This is a genomic window from Longispora urticae (genome assembly GCF_053902585.1).
Genome location: NZ_JAQZSH010000058.1, coordinates 20,017 through 39,484 on the forward strand (window position 1 = coordinate 20,017; position 19,468 = coordinate 39,484).

A 19,468-nucleotide genomic window follows, 5' to 3' on the forward strand; every position below is an offset into this window, starting at 1 on the left:
CTCAACCTCCGGGGGTCAGGCAGCGGGCCCCGGCGATCCCGTTGGCCAGTTCGGTGCCGGACCCCGCCAGGACGACGACGGCGTTGACGTCGCCGGTGTAGGCCACCTCGGCGGCCGTGTCGCAGAGCTGCCTCGCCGCCGCGTAGTCCTCCTCGGCGAGGGTCGTCGCGAGCACCACCGTCGTGCACTGGCCCTCCACCTTCACCGCACTCACCACGGACTTCCGCAGGTGCAGGTTCACCGTGTCGGCGATCCCGCCGCAGGGCCGCGCCGCGGTGGGGGCCGCGCCGGACGCCGCACCCGAAGACCGGTCGTCCCTGGTCTGCCCCGCACAGCCCGCCAGGGCGAGAAGCAGGGCGAGACCTGTCAACGGGTACCTCAGCATGGTGTCTCCCAGGTCTGTGCGGCGCGACGTGTTTTCAGTAGAGTGCAACTCTATTGAATAGAGCACTACACGAGCGCCCGGTTGTCAAGGGGCGACCCTCCACCGTGGCCGCCCGGGGCCCCGCGGAACAGGGGTCAGCCGTCAGCGCCGGAACGAGCAACGGGGGTCAGCGGTTCGCCGGTGACGAGGAGCAGGGGGCGGATCGGGACGGCGAGGGCCCTGATCAACTCGGCCGGGTCCGTGTGTCAGCCTGACCCTGCCGCAACTCCCGTTGCGGCCCTGAGGGGAGAGACCCATGCTGGTACCCACGGTCAGAGGGCTCGCCCTGTTGTCCACCGGCCTGCTCGCCGGCGCCTTCGGCTACGGGGCGGTGAACCTGGTCCACGGGTTCCGGGCCGTGCCCCTCGACGTGCGGCTGACGTTCCACACGGCGCTCATGGCGGTGAACGGGCCCGTCATCCAGACGGTCATGGCGCTGGCCATCCTCAGTTCCGTCGCGCTGGCCGTCCTGACCCGCGGCCGGCCGCGCCTGATCGCCGCGGCGGCCGGCGCCCTGGTCGTGACCTCCTTCCTGGTCACCCGGTTCGGCAACGTCCCGATCAACGCGCGGATCAAGGTCTGGGCGGTCGGTACCGTCCCGCCGGACCACGCCGAGATCCTGGCCCGGTGGGAACTGTTCAACACCGCGCGGACCGTCGCCGCGTTCTTCGCGTTCTGCCTGCTCGTCCTGGTGGCCGTCGCGGGCGACCGACTCGCGGGCGACCGCGCCGCCCGGGGGCCGTCCGGGGCGTAGGGCGACGCGCGGCCCCCGTCCACTGTGCCATCACCGGCCGACCCCTGGATTCAAGGCCGTCGATCTGGTTAGCTCAGCCCCGCATGGACAAACGCTACGAACTCGTCATGCCCGGGAGAGTTAGGACACCGCGATGATCGCTGGTCTCAGGAAGTTCCCGTTCTCCGCGCAGATCCTGCTGGCGCTCGTGCTGGGCGTCGGGCTGGGCCTGCTGGCCAGGGAACAGGACCTGTCGTGGCTGGCCACCACGCTCGACCGGATCGGCACGATCTTCGTCCAGCTCCTGAAGCTGGCCGTCCCGCCCCTGGTGTTCACCGCCATCGTGGTGAGCCTGGTCAGCCTGCGCCAGGTCCGCAACGCCGCCCGGCTCGCCGGCCGCACCCTGCTCTGGTTCGCGCTCACCTCCCTGATCGCGGTCACGGTCGGCATCGTCCTGGGCCTGCTCACCAACCCCGGGCGGGGCGTGCAGCTCGACGTCGCCGGGGCCAAGGCGCCCGCCCGGTCGGGTACCTGGCTGGACTTCCTGACCGGCATCATCCCGGTGAACATCACCGAGGCGTTCACCAAGCCGAACGTGCTGCAGATCGTGTTCCTGGCCGTGGTCGTCGGCGCCGCCGCCCTCGCGGTGGGCGAGAAGGCCGAGCCGTTCGTGAACCTCAACCGGGCGGTCCTCGAACTCACCCAGAAGGCACTGTGGTGGGTGATCCGCCTCGCCCCGCTCGGCACGCTGGGCCTGATCGGGCACGCGGTGGCCAGCTACGGCTGGGACCTGCTCAGACCCCTCGCGACCTTCACCATCGACGTGTACGTCGGCTGCCTGATCGTCCTGCTCGTCGTGTACCCGCTGCTGCTGGTGACCGTCGCCCGGCTCAACCCGCTCCGGTTCTTCGCCGGGGCGTGGCCGGCCATCGAGCTGGCGTTCGTGTCGCGCTCCTCGGTCGGCACGATGCCGGTCACGCAGCGGGTGGTGGAGCGCCTCGGCGTCCCCAGGGAGTACGCGTCCTTCGCGGTGCCCTTCGGCGCGACCACCAAGATGGACGGCTGCGCGGCGGTGTACCCGGCCCTGGCGGCGATCTTCGTGGCCCAGGTGTTCGGCATCGAGCTGTCCGTCACCGACTACCTGCTGATCGCCTTCGTGTCCGTGGTCGGGTCGGCGGCCACCGCCGGGCTGACCGGCGCGATCGTGATGCTCACCCTGACCCTGACCACCCTGGGCCTCCCCCTGGCCGGCGCCGGCCTGCTGTTGGCGATCGACCCGATCCTCGACATGATCCGGACGGCGACCAACGTGGCCGGGCAGGCCCTGGTGCCCACGATCGTGGCGGCCCGGGAGGGCACCCTCGACCGGGAGGCCTACGCCTCGGCCGGCACCGGCGGACTGGAGCCGGCCGGGCCCGCCGCGCCCGCCGAACCGGCCACGGCACCGGCGCCCGCCTGACGGCCCCGACCCGGGCACCGCCGCACCGGCGGCCCGCGCCGCCGCCCTCCCGGCTCCGCCGCCCTCCGGCTCCGCGCCGGCCGGCCGCCGCCACCTTCGCGGCCCGGCCGTCCCGGGACAGCGCGAGCGGGCGGGTTCCGCCTACGCTCAGGTCCTCCCGAGCGAAGGACGAGCATGACCGAGGTGGGTTCCCCGACGGTACTGACGAGGATGCGCGCGTTCCTGAACGGGGAGAAGGACGCCACCCTCCTGGAGGCCCTCCGCCAGGCCGGGAAGGCAGCCTACGGGGAGCTGCTGGCCGGCGAGCGGCTGCGCGAGACGCTGGCCGCGGAGGGCGTGTCCCTGTGGCGGGCGAGCCCGGCGGTGGGTTCCCAGCTGCTGGCGACCTGGAACGCGTACGTGCTGCAGACGCTCGGCGAGGCGTTCCTGGACGCCGACTACGCGGCCAGGCCCCGGACGGCCGGGTTCGTGCCACCGGTGACGTTCGGGCAGGTGTCGGAGTGGTTCACGGCGGTGCGGGGCTGGTTGAGCCGGGCCCGCCAGTCCCGGGCGAACCCCGACTACGACCTGGCCGCCGAGCTGGCGTTGCCGGCCGCACTGCCGCCGTGGGTGGAGGTCACCCCGTGCCCGCCGGAACACATGGCGGCGATGTTCGCCGCGATCCCGCCGGTGTGCGAGCACGCCGAGTTCGCGCTGCACGCCCTGGAGACCGGGGACGTGCCCGCCAGCCACCGCGGGGCGGTCAACCAGCTCCGCCAGATGACGGCCGAGGCGGCGGCGGCCCTCGACTACGCCCTGAGCCTGCGCACCGTCGCCACCGCCAGCCCCGACGTCCGGCTGCACGACCTGATCGAGGACAACCTCAAGCACGCGCTGGGGCTGTGGTTCACGGTCGGGCAGTTGGCGTGCATGCCCCGACTGCTGGACCGGGACTTCCGCCCGCCGCGCCCGGCCCCGCGCCCCGACCTCGCCCGGCTGCCCGGCGGCGCGCGGTTCGATCCGTGGGTGTACACCGATCCGGCGACCGTGCACCAGTGGCGGAACAGCCACCGGGCCCGCCAGGCCATCGCCGACCTGTGGGACCGGGACCCGGACCCGGCCGCCACGCTGGCGTTGAAGGACTCGGTCGACGCCGCGCTCGCCGCCGGTGACATCGCCTACCACCGCGACGGCGAGGTCACCTGCTACTACGAGACCCCGTGGTCCCCGCTGTACGAGGTGCGCCGACCGCTGCGGCTGGGCGGCAGGGACCTGGGGGTGCTGCAGCAGTTCACGCTGCGGATCTCGCAGGAGGGCGACACGTTCGTCCGCGCGGTCGTCACGGGAACGTTCACGCCGACCAGCGACGTCGACTTCCGCGAACCGGACCGCTGACACCGGCGTCGAGCCGGCACCCGGTTCAGCGCGGCCCGCTGACCGCCGGGTCGCGGCGGCGCACGCCGAGGGTCGCTGCCGTCAGCAGGAACAGCACGGCCGTCACCCCCGCCAGGATCCAGGCCGCCGTCCGCACGAAGGACGGCGTGAGTTTGAGGCCCATGGCCAGATCCCAGACCTTCGCGAACCAGTACACGGTGAGCAGCAGGTGCACGACGGGTACGCCGAACCTGGCCAGCGGCGGCAGCCCCCGCCAGAACCAGGACAGGACGCCCCCGACGCAGAACAGCGCGGAGCCGGCCGCGCAGCCGAGGAACAGCCACCGCTCGTGGGCCGCCGCGTTCGGCGTGACCAGCAGCGTGAGCATGCCGATCGCCAGCATGACCGCGCCTAGCGCCGGCCCGACGAGCGGGTTCGCCGGAGACCTGGACGGCCGGGGCACCGCCTGCCCCGGCGGGAAGGGCGCTGCGACACCGGCCGGGTCGCGGAACGCGCCGGCGGGCGCACCGGGCGATGCTCCACCCGGTGCGACGGGGGACGCGCCACGGGGTGGGACGACGGCCGCGACGCCGCGCGGGACAGAGGACCCGACGACGCGCGGGACAGAGGGCGCGACGACGCGCGGGCCGTGTGGACCGGGCGCCGCCTCGCCCCGGGCGGCCGGTGCGGCGGCGGCCCTGCCCGGCACGGCGCGCAGCGCCCCCTCGGCGACGACGGTCTCCGGTTGTTCCAGCAGCGTGGGCGCGATCCCGGTGGCCCGGTGCAGCAGGGTAGCCACCATCGGCACCCGGGTCGACCCGCCCACCAGGAACAGACCGGCCACGTCCGAGGGCCCGGTCTGCGACTCGCGCAGGGTCGCCAGGGTGACGTCGATGGTGCGCCGCAACGCGCCGCTCGCGGCCTGTTCGAACGCCTCCCGGGACACGTGCACGTCCCGCTCGACGACCGGGACGAACACCGTGGCCTGCGACTGGCGGGACAGGGCCTCCTTGGCCGTGCGGGCGTCGTCCCACAACGCGCGGAAGTGCCTGCGGTCCGCCGCGTCGGCCGGGCGGCTCAGCCGCTGCCAGGCCTCCGGCGCGCCGGGTGCGACGGCCTGGGCGAGCTGCGCCACGACCAGCGCGTCCAGGTCCATGCCGCCGAAGTCGTCGATGCCGCGGTAGGCGAGCGCGTGGAAGCCCGTGTTCTCCCGGCGGACCACGCACACGTCGAACGTGCCGCCGCCGAGGTCGTAGACGACGACGCTGCGGCCGCCGAGGACCTCCTGGCCGAGGACCGAGGTGTAGTACGCGGCGGCGGCGACCGGTTCGGGGACCAGGGTGGGGCGGGGCAGCCCGGCGCGGGCGGCGGCCCTGGTCAGGACGTCGCGGCGGACCGGGCCCCAGGTGACCGGGCAGGTCATCACCAGTTCGGCCGGCGGTCCCCCGGCGGTGCGCGCGGCCTCGGTGGCGACCCGGGTGAGGGTGCGGGCGGCCAGTTCCACCACCGGCCAGGAATGGTCGCCGAGCAGGATCTCGACGTCGTCGATCCGGCGTTTCGGGTTCGGTTCGAAGCGGGCCGGGTCCAGGCGGGCGCTGTTCTGCGCGTCGCGGCCGGTCAGGACGATCCCGTCGGGCTGGGCGTAGACCGCCGAGGGCAGCAGCGGGGCGCCGTCGAACAGGAGCGGGCGCACCCGCCCGTCCGGGGTGGCGAGCATGGCGACGGTGTTGGAGGTGCCGTAGTCCACTGCCAGCCGGTATCCGCCCATAGCCGCGAATCCTAGCCCGGGCCGCGCTCCACATTGGCGCCGCGTCCGGGTCGGCGGGCGGGCCCGACGAGTACTCGTCTGTGCTTGAAGTTGCAAGATTTGAGCCTGCTTCGATCAACTGTTGACAATCCATGTCACTCGATGGCCTAATTCGGGGAACCACAGTGGTGCGAGCAACACGGATGGGAGTGGCGTATGTCCGGTTCACTGGTTGCCCGGGCGAGAGCCTCGGGAGTCGTCCTCGCGGTCCTGGCGGGCGGAGCGGTGGCCGTGTCGGGCCCGCCGACCGCGACGGCCGCGGTACCCGCCGACCGGGCCTTCGCGGTCGCCGACGGGATCGTGTTCCCGGGCCCCGTGCCCGGCGCCGCGACCGGTTCCGTCTCCGGCACCACGTTCACCCTGGGCAACGCCGCCCTGGCCACGACGTGGTCGGTGGGGACGTCCGTCTCCCTCACGAGCTTCACCAACAGCGCGGGCACGGCCACCCCGGTCACGGTCGCCGGCCTGTTCACCCTGACCCTGGCCGACGGCGGCACGATCACCACGGCCAACTCCACCCGCACGGCCGGCCCCGCGCTGAGCACCGTCGCCGCCGACGCCTCCTCGGCCCGGCTGGCGGAGCGGTCGGCGGGCAGGGCGGTGACCACGACCTACCGGTACACCTCGGGGACCAGGACCCTGGAGGTCGACTGGACGGCTCTGCTGCGCGACGGCGCCAACACCCTGCAGCACAAGTTCGCGGTCCGGTCCGTCGCGGGCACCTTCGACATCACGTCGCTGCGCCTGATCGACCTGACCGCCGCCGACGCGCGGGTGCTCGGCCAGGACGACGGCAGTCCGGTCGTCCTCGGCGCGGCGGGTGCCGAGTCGGCGTTCCTCGGCGTCGAGAACCCCACGGCGAAGGCGACGGTCTCCGGGACCAGCGTGCGGATCGCCGTCACCCGCGCCGGGGACCTCGCCCAGGGCACGACCTGGCGGTACAGCGCCGCGCTCGGCGTCGCGCCGGACGGGCAGCTGCGCCGGTCCTTCCAGTACTACGTCAACCGCGAGCGCGCCCACGCCCGGCGCACGTTCCTGCACTACCAGAGCTGGCTCGACCTCAAGCCGCCGGGCGAGAACGTCGACTCGACCGAGCTGACCACCGCGATCAACCTGTTCGGCACCGAGCTCGGCAACCGGGGCGCGAAGATCGACAGCTTCTGGGTCGACGACGGCTGGGACTACGTCCGCTCCCCGCAGGTCGCCGACGAGTCGAACCTGAAGGTGTGGGACTTCGACCCGACAGAGTTCCCCGACGGGTTCGCCGCCCAGAAGGCCGCCGCCGCGAGCTACGGCAACGCGTCGATGTCGGTGTGGATGTCACCCTTCGGCGGCTACGGGCAGAGTGCCTCGTCCCGGCTCGCGCTCAACGCCAGCAAGCCCGCCGGCGAGCGGCTGGAGACCGCCAACGGCGCCTTCCAGCTCGGCGGGGCGAAGTACGGGGCCCGGTTCCGGGACGTCGCCTTCGACATGATGGACAACCAGGGGGTACGCGGGTTCAAGTTCGACGGCATCGGCGGCGGGCTCTACCAGAGCGGCCCGAACGCCGCCTACCTCGCCGACTACGAGGCGCTGCTGACCCTGGTCGGGGACCTGCGCGCGCACCAGAAGGACGTCTGGGTCAACGCGACCGTCGGCACCTGGGGCTCGCCGTACTGGCTGTGGTACGTCGACTCGATCTGGCGCGACGGCCACGACGCCCAGACCGCCGGCGCGGGCACCACCTCGCAGCGGTACGTCAACTACCGCGACTCGGAGACCTACAAGAACGAGGTGCTGCAGAACCCGCTGTTCCCGGTGCCGAGCGTGATGAACCACGGCGTGATCTTCTCCAACAGCGGCACGTACTTCACCGCGGACTACGACCTGACCAAGCAGTCCACCCGGGACGAGGTCGGCCAGGACATCAAGGCGTACTTCGCGCTCGGCCTCGGCCTGCAGGAGCTCTACGTCCGCAACACCCTGGTCCGGCCGAACGTGCCGGGGGCGAGCTGGTGGTGGGACACCCTCGCCGCGAACGCGAAGTGGGCCCGGGACAACGAGAAGCTGCTCAGCGACGTGCACTGGCTCGGCGGGGACGCCGTACAGGGCCAGGTCTACGGCACCGCCGCGTGGACCTCGGCGGCGGGCGCGTCCAAGGGCACGATGATGCTGCGCAACCCGAGCGCGAGCCCGCAGACGTACACCGTGAACCCGAGGACGGTCTTCGAGCTGCCGACCGGCACGCACGGGACCTACAAGTTCACCGAGCGCGACGGCACGCACGCCGGGTTCGTGGCCGCGACGGCCACCCCCGTGACGGTCACCCTCGCCCCGTTCGAGGTCGCGGTGTTCCAGGCCGCGCCCACCGACGAGGCCCCGACCGGCGGCGACTCCCCGGTCATCCCCCGGACCGGCTGGACGGCGACCACCGACAGCGCGGAGGCCACCTCCGAGAACGGGGCCGCGGCCAGGGCGATCGACGGCAACCCCGCGACCATCTGGCACACCGCCTACAGCACCGGCGTCTCCCCGATGCCGCACCGCCTCGACCTCAACCTCGGCGCCTCCCACACCGTGGACAAACTGACCTACCTGCCCCGGCAGGACGGCGGCACCAACGGCACCATCGCCAACTACGAGGTCTCCGTCAGCAACGACGGCACCACGTGGGGTACCCCGGTCGCCACCGGCACGTTCAGCGCGGGCCCGGGCGCGAAGACGGTGACGTTCGCGCCGGTCAGCGCCCGGCACGTGCGGCTGCGGGCCACGAGCGCGCAGAACGGGCTCGGCTACGCGGCGGCCGCCGAGGTCAACCTGTACGGACGGCCCTCCGCCTCCGCCGCCCTGCCGAAGGCCGGATGGACCGCGACCGCCGACAGCGCCGAGACCTCGGCGGAGAACGGCGCGGCGGCCAGGGCGGTCGACGGCAACGCGTCCACCCTGTGGCACACCGCGTACAGCGGCGGGGTCGCGCCGATGCCACACACCCTGGACATCCGGATGGAGGCCAACCACACCGTCGACCGCCTCGACTACCTGCCCCGGCAGGACGGCGGCACCAACGGGACCATCGCCAACTACCAGGTGTTCGTCTCCACCGACGGGGTCAGCTGGGGCACCGCCATCGCCTCGGGGACCTTCGCGGCGGGCAGCGCGGCCAGGACGGTGACGTTCGCGCCGGTCACCGCGCGGTACGTCCGGCTGAGGGCGACGAGCGCGCAGAACGGACTCGGGTACGCCTCGGCGGCCGAGCTCACCCTGTACGGCAGCTGAGACCCCGGTGGGTCGGGTGGCGTCGCCATCCGGCCCACCGTCGTGGCGGCCTCAGAGCCGGGCGAGCACGGCGGCCGTGAGCACGGCCAGCACCACTCCCAGTGCCGCCCAGCCGCGCCGGGGTTCCCCCGCCGCCCCGTCGAGGAGCCGCAGCACCCCGGCCAGCGCCGCGAACCCGACCGCCATCGCCAGGGCGAAGAACCACGTCGGGTGGAACCTGCCCGCCTCGCCCTGGAACCAGAGCACCACCAACAGAACCACCACCACGCCGAGCGGGATCGTGGCGGTCTGGTGCCTCACCCCCGACAGCCCGGCGCACAGCACCCAGGCCACGGCCACCGCCAGCACGGAGACCACGAACCCGAGCCCGATCGACCACAGCCCGAAGCACAGTGTCCCGTCGGCGTCCGCGCCGGCGCACTCCCGGGCGGCGCCCCCGGCGGCCCAGTCCAGGACGGCCGACAGGAACCAGCCCAGCGCGCCGCCCACCCCCGCCGCCGCGCCGACCCGTGCTGTCTCCCCCAGCCAGGCCCAGCGGATCCGGTGCTCGGACATTCGTGCCCCCTCGTGTCAGCGCTCGGTCCAGCATCACCCGCCCGGTCCGGCGCCGCCTGAGCCCGGCTACTCAGATCCGTCGCCGGCCGTCCCGGCGGACCGGCCACCCGCCGTCCGGCGGACCGGTAGTGTCGAGTGGGGCGAAACGGGTGGAGGCGGACATGCGGAGATTCAGTACCCTCAGCGTTGTTCTCGTGGTTTTCGCCCTGGTGGGCGCGGCCTGCGGCGGGGACGCCGACGAACCCGCGACTACGGACCCGACGCCACCCGGCTACGCCGCGACACTGCGCCCGGCCCTGCAGACCATTCTCGACGAGATGCGGGTGCCCGGGGCGGTGGTCATGATCACCTCGAGGGACAGGGGCGACTGGACGGAGACGTTCGGGAAGCGCGCCCTCACCGGTGACCTGCGGGTGACCGCCCAGGACCACTTCCGGATCGGCTCGAACACCAAGACCCTGACGGGTACGGTGATCCTGCAGCTCGTCCAGGAGGGCAAACTGGCCCTGGTCGACCCGGTGTCGAAGTACCGGCCCGACGTGCCCAACGGCGACAACATCACCGTCACCCAGCTCCTCGACATGCGCAGCGGGCTCTACAACTACTCCGAGGACGAACAGTTCAACGTCCAGCTCGACACGAACCCGGGCCGGGTGTGGAAGCAGGAGGAGCTGCTCGCGATCGCGTTCGGCAAGCAGCCCTACTTCGCCCCCGGCGCCGGATTCCACTACTCGAACACCAACACGATCCTCCTCGGCCTGATCATCGAGAAGCTGACCGGCAGGCCGTTGCAGGACGAGTTCCGGACCCGGATCTTCGAGCCCGTCGGCATGCCCGAGACCCGGATGCCCGTCATCGACGACGTCGCGATCCCGGCGCCGCACCCCCAGGGCTACCTGTTCGGCACCAACGTGAGCACCCTCACCGACGCCGCGCTGCCCGCCGCCGAGCAGGCCGCCGCGAAGGCCGGCACCCTGCTCCCCACGGACCACACCAGCGACAATCCCTCGTGGACCTGGGCGGCCGGCGGGGCGATCTCCACCGCCGGTGACCTGACCCGGTACGTGAAGGCGCTGGTCGGCGGCGGTCTCCTCAACGCCGCCACCCAGAAGATCCGGATCGATAGCGTCCAGCCGTCCGATCCGGCGAACCCGGGCGGCGCCGGCTACGGGCTCGGCATCGCGAAATTCGGCCCCCTGTACGGGCACGACGGGCAGCTGCCCGGGTTCAACTCGTTCATGGCCGGCGACCCGGTGCGCGACGTCACCGTCGTGGTGCTCACCTCGCTGACGGCCGGCCCCGACGGCCGTCAGCCGGCCAACATCCTCGCGATGGCGATCATCCGGGCGCTGTACCCGGAGCCCGCGCCCACCGGGTCGCCGTCATGACGTCGGGTGGAACTCGGACTCGTCGTAGCCCATGGACGCGCAGACCGCCGTCGACGTGCCGCTGCCGGTGACGACGGGGCCGTAGGCGCCGGCGTACCCCCAGCCGCCCTCGCCACAGGTCACGATGTGCTGCCAGGTCAGGCCGGCCGGCCGGTTCGTACACGTCACTCGTAGGACGCGCCGTCCCACACGGTGAACACGTTGCCGGCGGGGCCGGCCGCGTGGGCGGCGGGCGTCATGCCGAGGGTGACAAGGGCGACGGCGGCTGCCGTGAGCAGCCTGGAGATGATGGGCATGCCCCAGGATCCCACCGCGGTGGCGTCCCGGATTCTCAAGACATTGTCAAACTTCAATTTCTTCGGGTACCGGAAGGCGCGCACGTCGGCCGCCGGGCCCCGGGCCGGGAGGTCACGGCCGACGCCGCGCGCGTCGGGTACGCAGCCACCACCACAGCACCCCCGCCACGACGAACGGCGAGGCGCAGAGCAGCGAGGTCACCACCGCCCAGGTCGGCCACGGCCCCCGGTCCGGGTCGCCGCCGGGCCGGACGGTCACGTCGGCGAGCAGCCCGGTGGCGAGCTGGACGTCGAGCACGGCCAGGTCGTCGCGCGCGCCGACCTCGAACCGGCTGACCACGTGGTGGCCGCCGGTGGTGACGTCCACCTCGGAGATCAGGTTCGACGTCGTGCCGTCCACGTCGCCGCCGCTGACCAGCATCCGGGTCGGCGACCGCCAACCGAGCACCGCGTCGCCCGAGGCCCTGGGGAAGAGGTCCTCGGCGCGGATCGCGGTCGGGACCGCCGCCCCGGTACCCGTCGCGTCGGTGAACTGGTAGGTGAGCACGTCGCCGGTCATCATCGTCTGGTTGACCAGGAACCGGCCGTCCGGGGACCAGGCCTCCGGGCCGGCGAGCCGGGACCACCGGGCGTCCGGGGGCGGCTCCACGGTGCGCTCCAGCCTGCTGTCCAGCCGGATGATCCGGACCGGCGGCACCGCGTACCCGGCGGTGTCCTGGATCGCCAGCCGGGTGCCGTCCGGGGAGAACGCGGCGGTCTCCACGTCGGTGGAGCTCAGCGCCGTGCTGATCCCCGTCGCCAGGTCGAGCAGGTACAGCGGGCCGGGGGCGCCCCGGTACTGGCCGTCGACGCAGTAGGCGACGTGCCGGCCGTCCGGCGAGACGGCGAGCGGTCGCACGTAGGCCCCCGCCCTGGCCGGGATCTCCGTGCTCTTTCCGGTGGTCAGGTCGAGGAGGATCAGCTCGCCGCTCGGGCCGGCGCTGGCGAACACGATCCGCCGGCCGTCGGGGAACAGCCGCAGGTGCACACCACCGTCTGTGGGGCCGGTGGGCACGTCCAGTTCCCGGTAGACGTCGCGGTCGGCCCCGGCGACGATCTGCTGGGCGTAGGTGAAGTCCTCGTGGCCGGTGCCGTTCGAGTAGACGGCGATCGCACGTCCGAACGGGCCGGTCATCGCGCCCTGGAGGAACGAGTACGCGGGGAACCTGGCCGGCAGGCTCGGGCCCTCGCCCGCCGCCGGCCGCTGGCCGCCCCGGACGGGTACGAGCACGACCAGGGCCAGCACGAGTACCACGGCCGCCGCCGCCAGTGTCGGGACCAGCCAGGACCGGCGGGCGGGCCGGGTCATGACCGCGGTGACGTCGGGATGGGCGGGGGCGGTCTCGGCGAACTCGCGCAGCGCCGCGGTGATCCGGGACTCAGACATCGAGCTGCTCCTTCAGTACGGCCAGGCCACGGTGCAGCAGGGACTTCACGGTGCCGGGCCGGCAGCCCAGCGCGGCGGCGATCTCGGCCTCGGACAGGTCCAGGTAGTACCGCAGGAACACCGCCGCCCGGTGCCGGGGCCGGAGCCTGGCCAGGGCCGCCCGGACCGCCACCGTGTCCGCCCCGGCCGGGGTGACGACGCCCGGCCGTTCCGTGCCGTGGTGCCGGCGCTCGACGATCCGGCGCCGCACCCAGGAGGTGCACCGGTTGACCGTGGCGTGCCGCAGCCAGCCGACCGGGTCGGTGACCGAGTCGCGCCGCCGGTACAGGTCGACGAAGACGTCCTGGACCAGGTCCTCGGCGGCCGGCCATCCGCCGGTGGTCACGTAGGCCAACCGGACCAGGGGCACGAAGTGGTCGGCGTAGACGGCGCGGAACCCCACGTCGTCGGTCACGCCAGGAGCCAGAGTCACCGTCACAGTGTGCAAGGCGCGCAGCTGGCCGGTTCGGTTGCGGCCCGGGGCCGGGTTTTTTCCGTGGCCCCCGGTCTGGCCCGCATTCGAGGGCCACTCCGTCGGCGGGCCGCCCCGGCACCGGGTCCGCGCGGGCCCGCTATCCGCGCAGCCTGGCCAGCACCCGGTCGAGGGCGCGGCGGACCACGCCGGGTACCTCGGCGCGCCGGAGGTCCGCCATCAGCTGTTCGTTGATCCCGCCCGGCGTCATGTACTCCTCGGTCAGCGGGTCGAGCGGGCCGGTGTGCTCCGACAGGGCCTGTCCCAGCTGGCCGAAGATGTGCGTGGTGTAGGCGGTCGCCACCTCCGGTTCGACGCCCTGGTCGGCGAGCCAGCCGGCGATGGTGGCGAGGTAGTCCAGGTGCGCGGCGAACGTGGCGGTCGCGGCGCTGAACGCGTCCAGGGTCCGCTCCTCGCCCGGCACGAGTACGCCGCCGACCCGGCCGAACAGGTCACGGCCCGCCGGGTGCTCCGGGTAGAGCACCGTCAGACTCCGGGCGCGGGCCGCCGCCGGCAGCGGGATGACCCGGGCGACCCGATCAGCGGGCGCGCACAGCGCGCGCAACCGCGCCAGCGGCACGCCGGCCATCGCGCTGAGCACCGCCTGCCCGGGCCGGAACGGGAGTTCCGCCAGCACCTCGTCGGCCAGCTGGGGCCGCACGGCGAGCACGATCGTCGTCGCGTCGCGGACCACGTCCTGGTTGGAGGCGCACACGCGCACGTTCGGGAACCGGGCGGCCAGGTCAAGGCCGATCTGCCGGCCGCGCGGCGACAGCAGGACCGTGGGCGGGTCCGCGACGTGCGCGCTGAGGCCCTCCACCACGGCCGCGGTCAGCGCGCCGGCGCCCACGAATCCGAACACGGCCGCCGACCCCGCGTTGTTCTCCATGACCAGCCTTCCCCTCACGTCGCCCTGACGACCGGCGTCTCCCGTCGATCATTAGACAGGTTCACCCGCCCCTGCGCGGGCCCCGGTCCCACCGTCCGGCGGCGCGGCGGTGGTCGACTCCGCGCCACCGGCCCCCGGACCACGACCGCCGGGGGCTGATTCGGCGATCGGCTCCCCCGCCGCGCCCGTTCGGCGATACTGCTGTTCGACGGCGAACACGCTCCGCCCTACCGGCACCGGTGAGCGGCGGCGTTCGCGGCGGACCCGGAGAGGTGCGTGACCCATGAGCGGTGCGGTCGACGGCGAGCGGCGGGCCCGGACCCTGTCGCCGAAACTGGTCATCGGGCTGGTCATCGGCGTACTGGCCCTGGTGTTCGTCTTCCAGAACACCGCCAACGGCAAGGTCAGCTTCCTGGGCTGGGAGTTCAACGCGCCGGCCTGGCTGTGGATGCTGGTGCTGTTCGTGGCCGGGCTGGTCGTCGGCTCGATCTTCCCCTGGTTCCGCCGGAAGCGCTGACCGGGGCCGGCCCGAGAGGCCCGGTACCCATCGATAGTCTTCTTGACTTCATATATCGGGAGCCGGTAGCTTCGGCGGCATGAGCATGCAGGAGCCGACGTTCTTCATCCTGACCGCCCTGGCAGGACGACCCCTCCACGGGTACGCGGTGATGCAGGCCGTCAGCGAGCTGTCGAAGGAGCGGGTCACCCTGCGCGCCGGCACCCTGTACGCGGTGCTGGACCGGCTCACCGAGAGCGGCCTGGTGGTGGTCGACTCCGAGGAGGCCGTCCAGGGCCGGCTGCGGCGCTACTACCGGCTCACCGACGCGGGCGCGACCAGGCTGGCCGTCGAGGTCGCCAAGCTACGCGCCAACGCCGCCGTCGCGGCGGCCCGGCTCCGCCGGCACGGCCACGCCGGCCCGTCCCCGGCGGTCTGAACCGTGGACCCCGCCGGGCCCGTCGACGCCACCGGGCTGTTGCGCCGCCGCTACCGGCGCCTGCTGTGGGCCTACCCGGACTGGTACCGCCAGGAGCGGGGCCTGGAGATCCTCAGTACCCTCCTCGAGGGATCCCGCCCCGGCCAGCGACGACCATCCGGTGCGGACGCGCTGGACATCGTCGGCCGGGGACTGCGCTGCCGGTTCCGGCCGCCGGCCGGACTGCAGTACGTGTTCGTCACGGTGGTGGCCGTGCTGTTCTTCGCCTCCGCCGGCGCGGCGGCCGTCGCGTTGACGTACTCCGCCGCGGCCTCGGTGCCCAGCGAGCGGGAGGCGGTCGCCGTCGCGCGGCTCGCGACCGGGCAGACGGCGCGCAACCTGGCGGGGCCGGTCGTCGCGTGCACCTACTACTGCCCCGAGGACTGGCGCCCCGACGGCGACCAGGTCGTCACCTTCGACGACCCGTTCGAGGAGAACCGGGGCGTCGACCATGTCACGGTCGTCTTCTGGACCCCCACCCACCTGCTGCCGTCGACTGTGGACGACGCCCGGTCCCGGTTGGCCACCGACGGCTGGCAGCTCGGCGACCTCACCGTCCAGCAGGACGGCACCCGGCACTTCGGCGCGGAGAAGAACGGCCTGAAGGTGCAGGTGGCCGCCTACCACGACGCCGGTGGCGGGCCGGCGCTGCACCTCCGGTTCGAGAGCCAGCTGTCCGACCTCACGGCCGTCGCCGTCGCCGGGTTCGCGGCGGGCACGTTGACCGGCTGGACGCTGACGGCGTGGATCCTGCAGCGTCACCGCCGACACGAGGGCGGGGTGAAGGCGACGACGACGGTGTGCGCCGTGCCGATCCTCGTCGTCATGGGCTTCACCGACCTGCTGCAGCTCCAGTTCGCGGTGGGGGCCGGGCTCAGCGGAGGGTCGTCGGAGCCGTCCATGTTCCTCACCGTGGTGCCGGCCGTCATCCTGTCCGCGATCCAGGAGCTGGCCGTCGTCCGGGCGGTGGCGACGGTGGTCCTCGCGTTGGCGGTCGTCGCCCTGGCCCTGGCCGCGGCGCCGATCCGCGCGCGTGGAACGGAACCGGGCGGGAGGTCTACCTCGGCGGGAGCTTCGAGACCCGGGCCTTCGTCAGGGTGATGAACCAGGGACTCTTCGTGAAGCCCGGGCCGGTCTCCTCCCCCACGTAGAGGTCGATGTGCCGCGAACCGCCCAGGCCCGGGGTGAACTCGTCGGTGATCGTCCACTCGGCCTGGCGGAGCCGCGCGCAGACCTTGTCGTCCACTGGGTCGCCGGACTCGTCGGCCCCGCAGACCGTGAGCACGAGGCGTACGCCCCGGGCCAGCACGTTCGGGTCGGCCGCCGCGGAGACGAAGGGTACGAGGGTGCCGCCGTGGCTGTCACGGGGGGCGGTGTCGAGCCAGTACCCGACGTCGTGGGACCAGTTCAGGTACTTGCCGGCGTGTTTGCCGCCCGTGATCCGGCCCGTGCCCTCGTCCTTGACCGCCTGGATGAAGTCCGACGGGTAGCTGCCGAGGTCGGTGTCGCCCCGGGAGCAGTCCAGGACCGGGCAGCCCTTGACGGATTTCGCCGGTCCGGTGTGCATCGACTGGACGGCGGTGTAGTAGATCGTGGCGGTCCAGTCCCCCGCGAGGGGAACGGGTGCCGGGCCCGAGGTGCGGGCCGCCCCGGGCGACGGCGAGGTCCCCGGGGTGGTGGGGTACGCCCCCGACGCCGGAGCGGACTCCGGCGTCGGGGAGGGTGCCGGCGCCGGCGCCGCCGTGCACGCGGTCAGGAGCACCGCGGGCACGCACAGCGCCGCCAGCCACCGGCTTCGTCGCACGATCAGGGCACCTGCACCGCTGCGGCGGAGACGAAGGTGTACCCGCTGGCCTGGATGCCCTCGACCGTCGTCTTCAGGTACGCCGTACCGAGGTACGGGTGGTAGAAGAAGCTGGCCATGCCGTCGCGGACCGCGAGGTTGCGCTGCGCGGTGGCGATGATGTCGGCGGGCAGCCGGGCCGGGTGGTTGTTGTACTGGTCCGGCTCGATGTTGCCCAGGTTCTCCGGGATGACCACGGAACCGTGCACGTCCCGCACCAGGTACGGGAAGAACTGGCCCACGGTCTTCGTGTAGTCCGGGGCCCCGCCGGACAGCTGCCCGGTGAAGTGCAGCGGACGGTCGTAGCGGACGCCGACCTTGTCCTTGGCCGCCTGGTAGTCGACCGCGCTGCCCGCGTAGTGCGGGAACTCGAAGATGGTCGGCTTCGGCAGCCCGGAGGCGGCGAACTCGGCGAACGCGGAGGCGATCCGGCCGGCCGCGTAGTTGTACGAGTCACCGGGGACCGGGCCGTCGTAGATCACGGAGTTGGTGACCGGGTCGACGTGCGCGCTGTAGAACTCGAAGTCGTTGGCGCTCTCCCCGTCGTAGGGGTTGACCACGTTCGAGAACTGGTGCGTGTAGCCGTGCATCAGCAGCGTGCCCCCCTTCGTCACCATGTACTTCAACGCGCTGATCACGAGAGGCGCGTTGCGCATCTTCAGCGTGGTCGGCACGCCGTTGTGCTGCGCGCCCAGCGGGTCACGGTACTCAGGGTAGACGGCGACGGAGAACGGCACGTTCTTCGACTTCAGGTAGTCGGCGATCGCGCGCAGCTCGTCCGGGTCGGAGTCCGGCCCGACGTCCTCGATCCGGACCAGCGCCCGGTGCCGCTCGGCGGTCTGCGGCGCGATCGTGCCGTACAGCAGGTCGCTGTACGCGATGTAGCGGTCATCATGCGTGACGTAGGAGAACGGAATCTCACCGACGTAGGTCAGGTTGCGCGCCTTGACCGCCCACGGGAACGTGGTGCCGTCGGCCCGGACCGCCGTCGCCAGGCTGGTCGCCTTGGTCGGGTCGGAGATGGAGACGTTCATGATCCCGCCGGCGTTCTGCGGGTCCCGGGTCAGCGACCGGGTCTTGTACTGCACCTGGCTGACCGAGGCGAAGTCGAACCCGGACCACATGAACCCGTAGTCCGTGCCGAACGAAGCACTGCGCGCCGTGAGCTGCCAGATGTTGTCATATGCCCACACAACCGGCTTCGTGTCGGCGAGCACGTCGTCGAGGAAGGCGACCGGCAGCGGCTCGTCGTAGGTGGAGCCGGCATAGAACACGGCCGTGAAGCCGGCCATCTCGCCCGCGACGTAGTCGCCGACCGGGTGCGCGGTCCAGGACCCGAAGTGCGAGAGCAACTGCGCGTTCTGGGTACCGTAGATCTCGCCGAGCCAGGCGTAGGGGCCGGTGGCGTCGTACAGGACGAGCGTGTTGGCGCCCGTCTTCACGCCGGCGGCCGTCTTGGCGTTGGCCGGCGCGAGCGTCTGGCCGGCCGACGTGCGCACCGGGGCCTTCTGCCGCTGGACCGTGGGCTTGACGATCCGCTGGGTCGGGCGGGCCTGCTGCGGGCGGGGCGGGGCCGGCAGGGACGACTTGTCGACCGTCTCGCTGCCCTGCTTGCCGTGGTTGTGGCCGTGACCGTGGCGGGTGTCGCGGGGCGCGGCGTCGGCCGGCGCGGAGAGCACGGGTACCAGCAAGGCCAGCATCGAGGCGGCCAAACCTGCCCTGAGGCGGGTTCTCATTCACATGCTCCGATCGTGGGGGTGGTGGCAGGGCGGATTCGTCGCCGGCTGGGCGCGACTGCTCTGCGGAGACAATACGGCCTACCTGTGCCTGACATCAGGGACCGTTTGGCTGGCGGATTGCCGACAGAGCCCCGCGCCCGGTCCGGTTGCGGACGGTGCGCTCCGAGATGATCCGATACGCGGTTCCGAAATTCGGCGGCGTCCATATTGGGCCCACCAGCAGGAAAAACACCTCTCGGTACGTTGTGCCCGTCGCGTGAGTCGGATGTCTCACACTTGCGGAACTCCGAGGGCATAGTCGTGGAACGATCTCCCTCCCGTTACTTGCATCTTGAAGGAACAGTCCATGAGTCAGACCAAGGTTCCCGTTGTCCCGGTTGTTGTGATTGGTGGCGGGGCGGCAACTTTGCCCGTGACCGGTGTGAGCCTGATCGGAATCATCGCCGCCGGTGCGGCCCTGCTCGTTGGCGGAGCGCTGCTGATCCGCAGCGGTCGTCGCCGCACCGACGCCTGAGGTGGCGCGTTCCGTCCTGGGTCTGGTGTTGTTGCTCGCCTGGCCGGCGCACATCCTGTTGATGGCGTTCGCTTCGTGGGGCGGGACGCGTCCGGCTCGCCGCCGGCGGGCAACTGCGCCCCGTCCGGCGCAGTACTGGATCATCGTTCCCTGTTTGAACGAGGAACGTGTGGTGGACCGCACGGTGTACGCCGCCGCGGAGCTGTCCACGCCCGGTACCCCCGTGAAGGTTCTGGTCGTCGACGACGGCTCGGACGACGACACCGGTGTGGTGCTGTCGATGATCGTGGACCCGCGGATCC

Annotated in this window: 20 protein-coding genes; 10 read left to right on the forward strand and 10 right to left on the reverse strand. The window is 72.5% G+C overall.

What is annotated here, in order from left to right; genetic code table 11:
- Nucleotide 1: 1 nt before the first annotated feature.
- Nucleotides 2-385 (reverse strand): hypothetical protein, encoded by a 384-nt coding sequence (locus PT931_RS35405; protein WP_456250089.1) that lies wholly within the window; start codon nt 383-385, stop codon nt 2-4.
- Nucleotides 386-680: 295 nt separating this feature from the next.
- Between PT931_RS35405 and PT931_RS35410 the strand changes: the two genes are divergently transcribed.
- From PT931_RS35410 to PT931_RS35420, 3 genes are all read left to right on the forward strand, one after another.
- A complete protein-coding gene (locus PT931_RS35410) occupies nt 681-1,178 on the forward strand; it encodes an anthrone oxygenase family protein (protein ID WP_456250090.1) in 498 nt (165 codons plus the stop codon).
- A gap of 133 nt (nt 1,179-1,311) precedes the next feature.
- Nucleotides 1,312-2,616: a dicarboxylate/amino acid:cation symporter gene (locus PT931_RS35415; RefSeq protein ID WP_456250091.1), complete on the forward strand. Its 1,305-nt coding sequence runs from the start codon at nt 1,312-1,314 to the stop codon at nt 2,614-2,616.
- A gap of 174 nt (nt 2,617-2,790) precedes the next feature.
- Nucleotides 2,791-3,990 (forward strand): hypothetical protein, encoded by a 1,200-nt coding sequence (locus tag PT931_RS35420; protein WP_456250092.1) that lies wholly within the window; start codon nt 2,791-2,793, stop codon nt 3,988-3,990.
- Between the two features lie 25 nt (nt 3,991-4,015).
- Here the strand turns inward: PT931_RS35420 and PT931_RS35425 are convergent, their stop codons facing one another.
- Nucleotides 4,016-5,737: an Hsp70 family protein gene (locus tag PT931_RS35425; protein ID WP_456250093.1), complete on the reverse strand. Its 1,722-nt coding sequence runs from the start codon at nt 5,735-5,737 to the stop codon at nt 4,016-4,018.
- A 195-nt stretch (nt 5,738-5,932) separates the two neighbouring features.
- Between PT931_RS35425 and PT931_RS35430 the strand changes: the two genes are divergently transcribed.
- Nucleotides 5,933-9,031, forward strand: a complete 3,099-nt coding sequence (locus tag PT931_RS35430) for a discoidin domain-containing protein (RefSeq protein WP_456250094.1) — start codon at nt 5,933-5,935, stop codon at nt 9,029-9,031.
- A 51-nt stretch (nt 9,032-9,082) separates the two neighbouring features.
- On the opposite strand, the gene PT931_RS35435 is transcribed toward PT931_RS35430, so the two are convergent.
- Complete coding sequence (locus PT931_RS35435) at nt 9,083-9,586, reverse strand: hypothetical protein (RefSeq protein ID WP_456250095.1); 504 nt, start codon at nt 9,584-9,586, stop codon at nt 9,083-9,085.
- A 161-nt stretch (nt 9,587-9,747) separates the two neighbouring features.
- On the opposite strand from PT931_RS35435, the gene PT931_RS35440 reads away from it, so the two are divergent.
- Nucleotides 9,748-10,974 carry a serine hydrolase domain-containing protein gene (locus PT931_RS35440; protein ID WP_456250096.1) on the forward strand — a complete coding sequence of 409 codons (1,227 nt, stop codon included), beginning with the start codon at nt 9,748-9,750 and terminating at the stop codon, nt 10,972-10,974.
- Here the strand turns inward: PT931_RS35440 and PT931_RS35445 are convergent.
- From PT931_RS35445 to PT931_RS35465, 5 genes are all read right to left on the reverse strand, one after another.
- On the reverse strand, nt 10,969-11,142 hold the full coding sequence (locus PT931_RS35445) for a hypothetical protein (RefSeq protein ID WP_456250097.1): 174 nt from the start codon (nt 11,140-11,142) through the stop codon (nt 10,969-10,971). The genes PT931_RS35440 and PT931_RS35445 overlap by 6 nt on opposite strands.
- A complete protein-coding gene (locus PT931_RS35450) occupies nt 11,139-11,270 on the reverse strand; it encodes a hypothetical protein (RefSeq protein WP_456250098.1) in 132 nt (43 codons plus the stop codon). The genes PT931_RS35445 and PT931_RS35450 overlap by 4 nt, the downstream gene beginning before the upstream one ends.
- A 112-nt stretch (nt 11,271-11,382) precedes the next feature.
- Complete coding sequence (locus PT931_RS35455) at nt 11,383-12,696, reverse strand: TolB family protein (RefSeq protein WP_456250099.1); 1,314 nt, start codon at nt 12,694-12,696, stop codon at nt 11,383-11,385.
- Complete coding sequence (locus PT931_RS35460; RefSeq protein ID WP_456250100.1) at nt 12,689-13,168, reverse strand: SigE family RNA polymerase sigma factor; 480 nt, start codon at nt 13,166-13,168, stop codon at nt 12,689-12,691. The genes PT931_RS35455 and PT931_RS35460 overlap by 8 nt, the downstream gene beginning before the upstream one ends.
- 139 nt (nt 13,169-13,307) lie before the next feature.
- Nucleotides 13,308-14,096: an NAD(P)-binding domain-containing protein gene (locus PT931_RS35465; RefSeq protein ID WP_456250101.1), complete on the reverse strand. Its 789-nt coding sequence runs from the start codon at nt 14,094-14,096 to the stop codon at nt 13,308-13,310.
- Between the two features lie 283 nt (nt 14,097-14,379).
- Here PT931_RS35465 and PT931_RS35470 point away from each other — a divergent pair, with 283 nt between their 5' ends.
- The 3 genes from PT931_RS35470 (at nt 14,380) to PT931_RS35480 (ending at nt 16,171) form a co-directional block, all read left to right on the forward strand.
- The gene (locus PT931_RS35470; protein ID WP_456250102.1) at nt 14,380-14,613 is read left to right on the forward strand and encodes a lipopolysaccharide assembly protein LapA domain-containing protein; all 234 of its coding nucleotides are present in this window, start codon (nt 14,380-14,382) and stop codon (nt 14,611-14,613) included.
- A gap of 85 nt (nt 14,614-14,698) precedes the next feature.
- On the forward strand, nt 14,699-15,031 hold the full coding sequence (locus PT931_RS35475) for a PadR family transcriptional regulator (protein WP_456250107.1): 333 nt from the start codon (nt 14,699-14,701) through the stop codon (nt 15,029-15,031).
- A gap of 3 nt (nt 15,032-15,034) precedes the next feature.
- On the forward strand, nt 15,035-16,171 hold the full coding sequence (locus PT931_RS35480) for a hypothetical protein (protein ID WP_456250103.1): 1,137 nt from the start codon (nt 15,035-15,037) through the stop codon (nt 16,169-16,171).
- Here PT931_RS35480 and PT931_RS35485 read toward each other — a convergent pair.
- Both PT931_RS35485 and PT931_RS35490 read right to left on the reverse strand, forming a co-directional pair.
- On the reverse strand, nt 16,128-16,874 hold the full coding sequence (locus PT931_RS35485; RefSeq protein ID WP_456250104.1) for a hypothetical protein: 747 nt from the start codon (nt 16,872-16,874) through the stop codon (nt 16,128-16,130). The two genes, PT931_RS35480 and PT931_RS35485, sit on opposite strands and share 44 nt — an antisense overlap.
- Before the next feature lie 2 nt (nt 16,875-16,876).
- Entirely contained in the window at nt 16,877-18,649 is a 1,773-nt protein-coding gene (locus tag PT931_RS35490) for a DUF2334 domain-containing protein (RefSeq protein WP_456250105.1), read from the reverse strand.
- Nucleotides 18,650-18,998: 349 nt separating this feature from the next.
- On the opposite strand from PT931_RS35490, the gene PT931_RS35495 reads away from it, so the two are divergent.
- A complete protein-coding gene (locus PT931_RS35495) occupies nt 18,999-19,166 on the forward strand; it encodes an LPXTG cell wall anchor domain-containing protein (RefSeq protein WP_456250106.1) in 168 nt (55 codons plus the stop codon).
- Nucleotides 19,167-19,227: 61 nt separating this feature from the next.
- On the forward strand, nt 19,228-19,468 hold a 241-nt coding region (locus PT931_RS35500), incomplete at its 3' end, for a glycosyltransferase (RefSeq protein WP_456250108.1).

Coding starts and splice junctions, on each gene's coding strand:
- PT931_RS35405 (WP_456250089.1), bottom strand. CDS start 385: ATGCTGAGGTACCCGTTGACAGGTCTCGCCCTGCTTCTCGCCCTGGCG.
- PT931_RS35410 (WP_456250090.1), top strand. CDS start 681: ATGCTGGTACCCACGGTCAGAGGGCTCGCCCTGTTGTCCACCGGCCTG.
- PT931_RS35415 (WP_456250091.1), top strand. CDS start 1,312: ATGATCGCTGGTCTCAGGAAGTTCCCGTTCTCCGCGCAGATCCTGCTG.
- PT931_RS35420 (WP_456250092.1), top strand. CDS start 2,791: ATGACCGAGGTGGGTTCCCCGACGGTACTGACGAGGATGCGCGCGTTC.
- PT931_RS35425 (WP_456250093.1), bottom strand. CDS start 5,737: ATGGGCGGATACCGGCTGGCAGTGGACTACGGCACCTCCAACACCGTC.
- PT931_RS35430 (WP_456250094.1), top strand. CDS start 5,933: ATGTCCGGTTCACTGGTTGCCCGGGCGAGAGCCTCGGGAGTCGTCCTC.
- PT931_RS35435 (WP_456250095.1), bottom strand. CDS start 9,586: ATGTCCGAGCACCGGATCCGCTGGGCCTGGCTGGGGGAGACAGCACGG.
- PT931_RS35440 (WP_456250096.1), top strand. CDS start 9,748: ATGCGGAGATTCAGTACCCTCAGCGTTGTTCTCGTGGTTTTCGCCCTG.
- PT931_RS35450 (WP_456250098.1), bottom strand. CDS start 11,270: ATGCCCATCATCTCCAGGCTGCTCACGGCAGCCGCCGTCGCCCTTGTC.
- PT931_RS35455 (WP_456250099.1), bottom strand. CDS start 12,696: ATGTCTGAGTCCCGGATCACCGCGGCGCTGCGCGAGTTCGCCGAGACC.
- PT931_RS35465 (WP_456250101.1), bottom strand. CDS start 14,096: ATGGAGAACAACGCGGGGTCGGCGGCCGTGTTCGGATTCGTGGGCGCC.
- PT931_RS35470 (WP_456250102.1), top strand. CDS start 14,380: ATGAGCGGTGCGGTCGACGGCGAGCGGCGGGCCCGGACCCTGTCGCCG.
- PT931_RS35475 (WP_456250107.1), top strand. CDS start 14,699: ATGCAGGAGCCGACGTTCTTCATCCTGACCGCCCTGGCAGGACGACCC.
- PT931_RS35490 (WP_456250105.1), bottom strand. CDS start 18,649: ATGAGAACCCGCCTCAGGGCAGGTTTGGCCGCCTCGATGCTGGCCTTG.
- PT931_RS35495 (WP_456250106.1), top strand. CDS start 18,999: ATGAGTCAGACCAAGGTTCCCGTTGTCCCGGTTGTTGTGATTGGTGGC.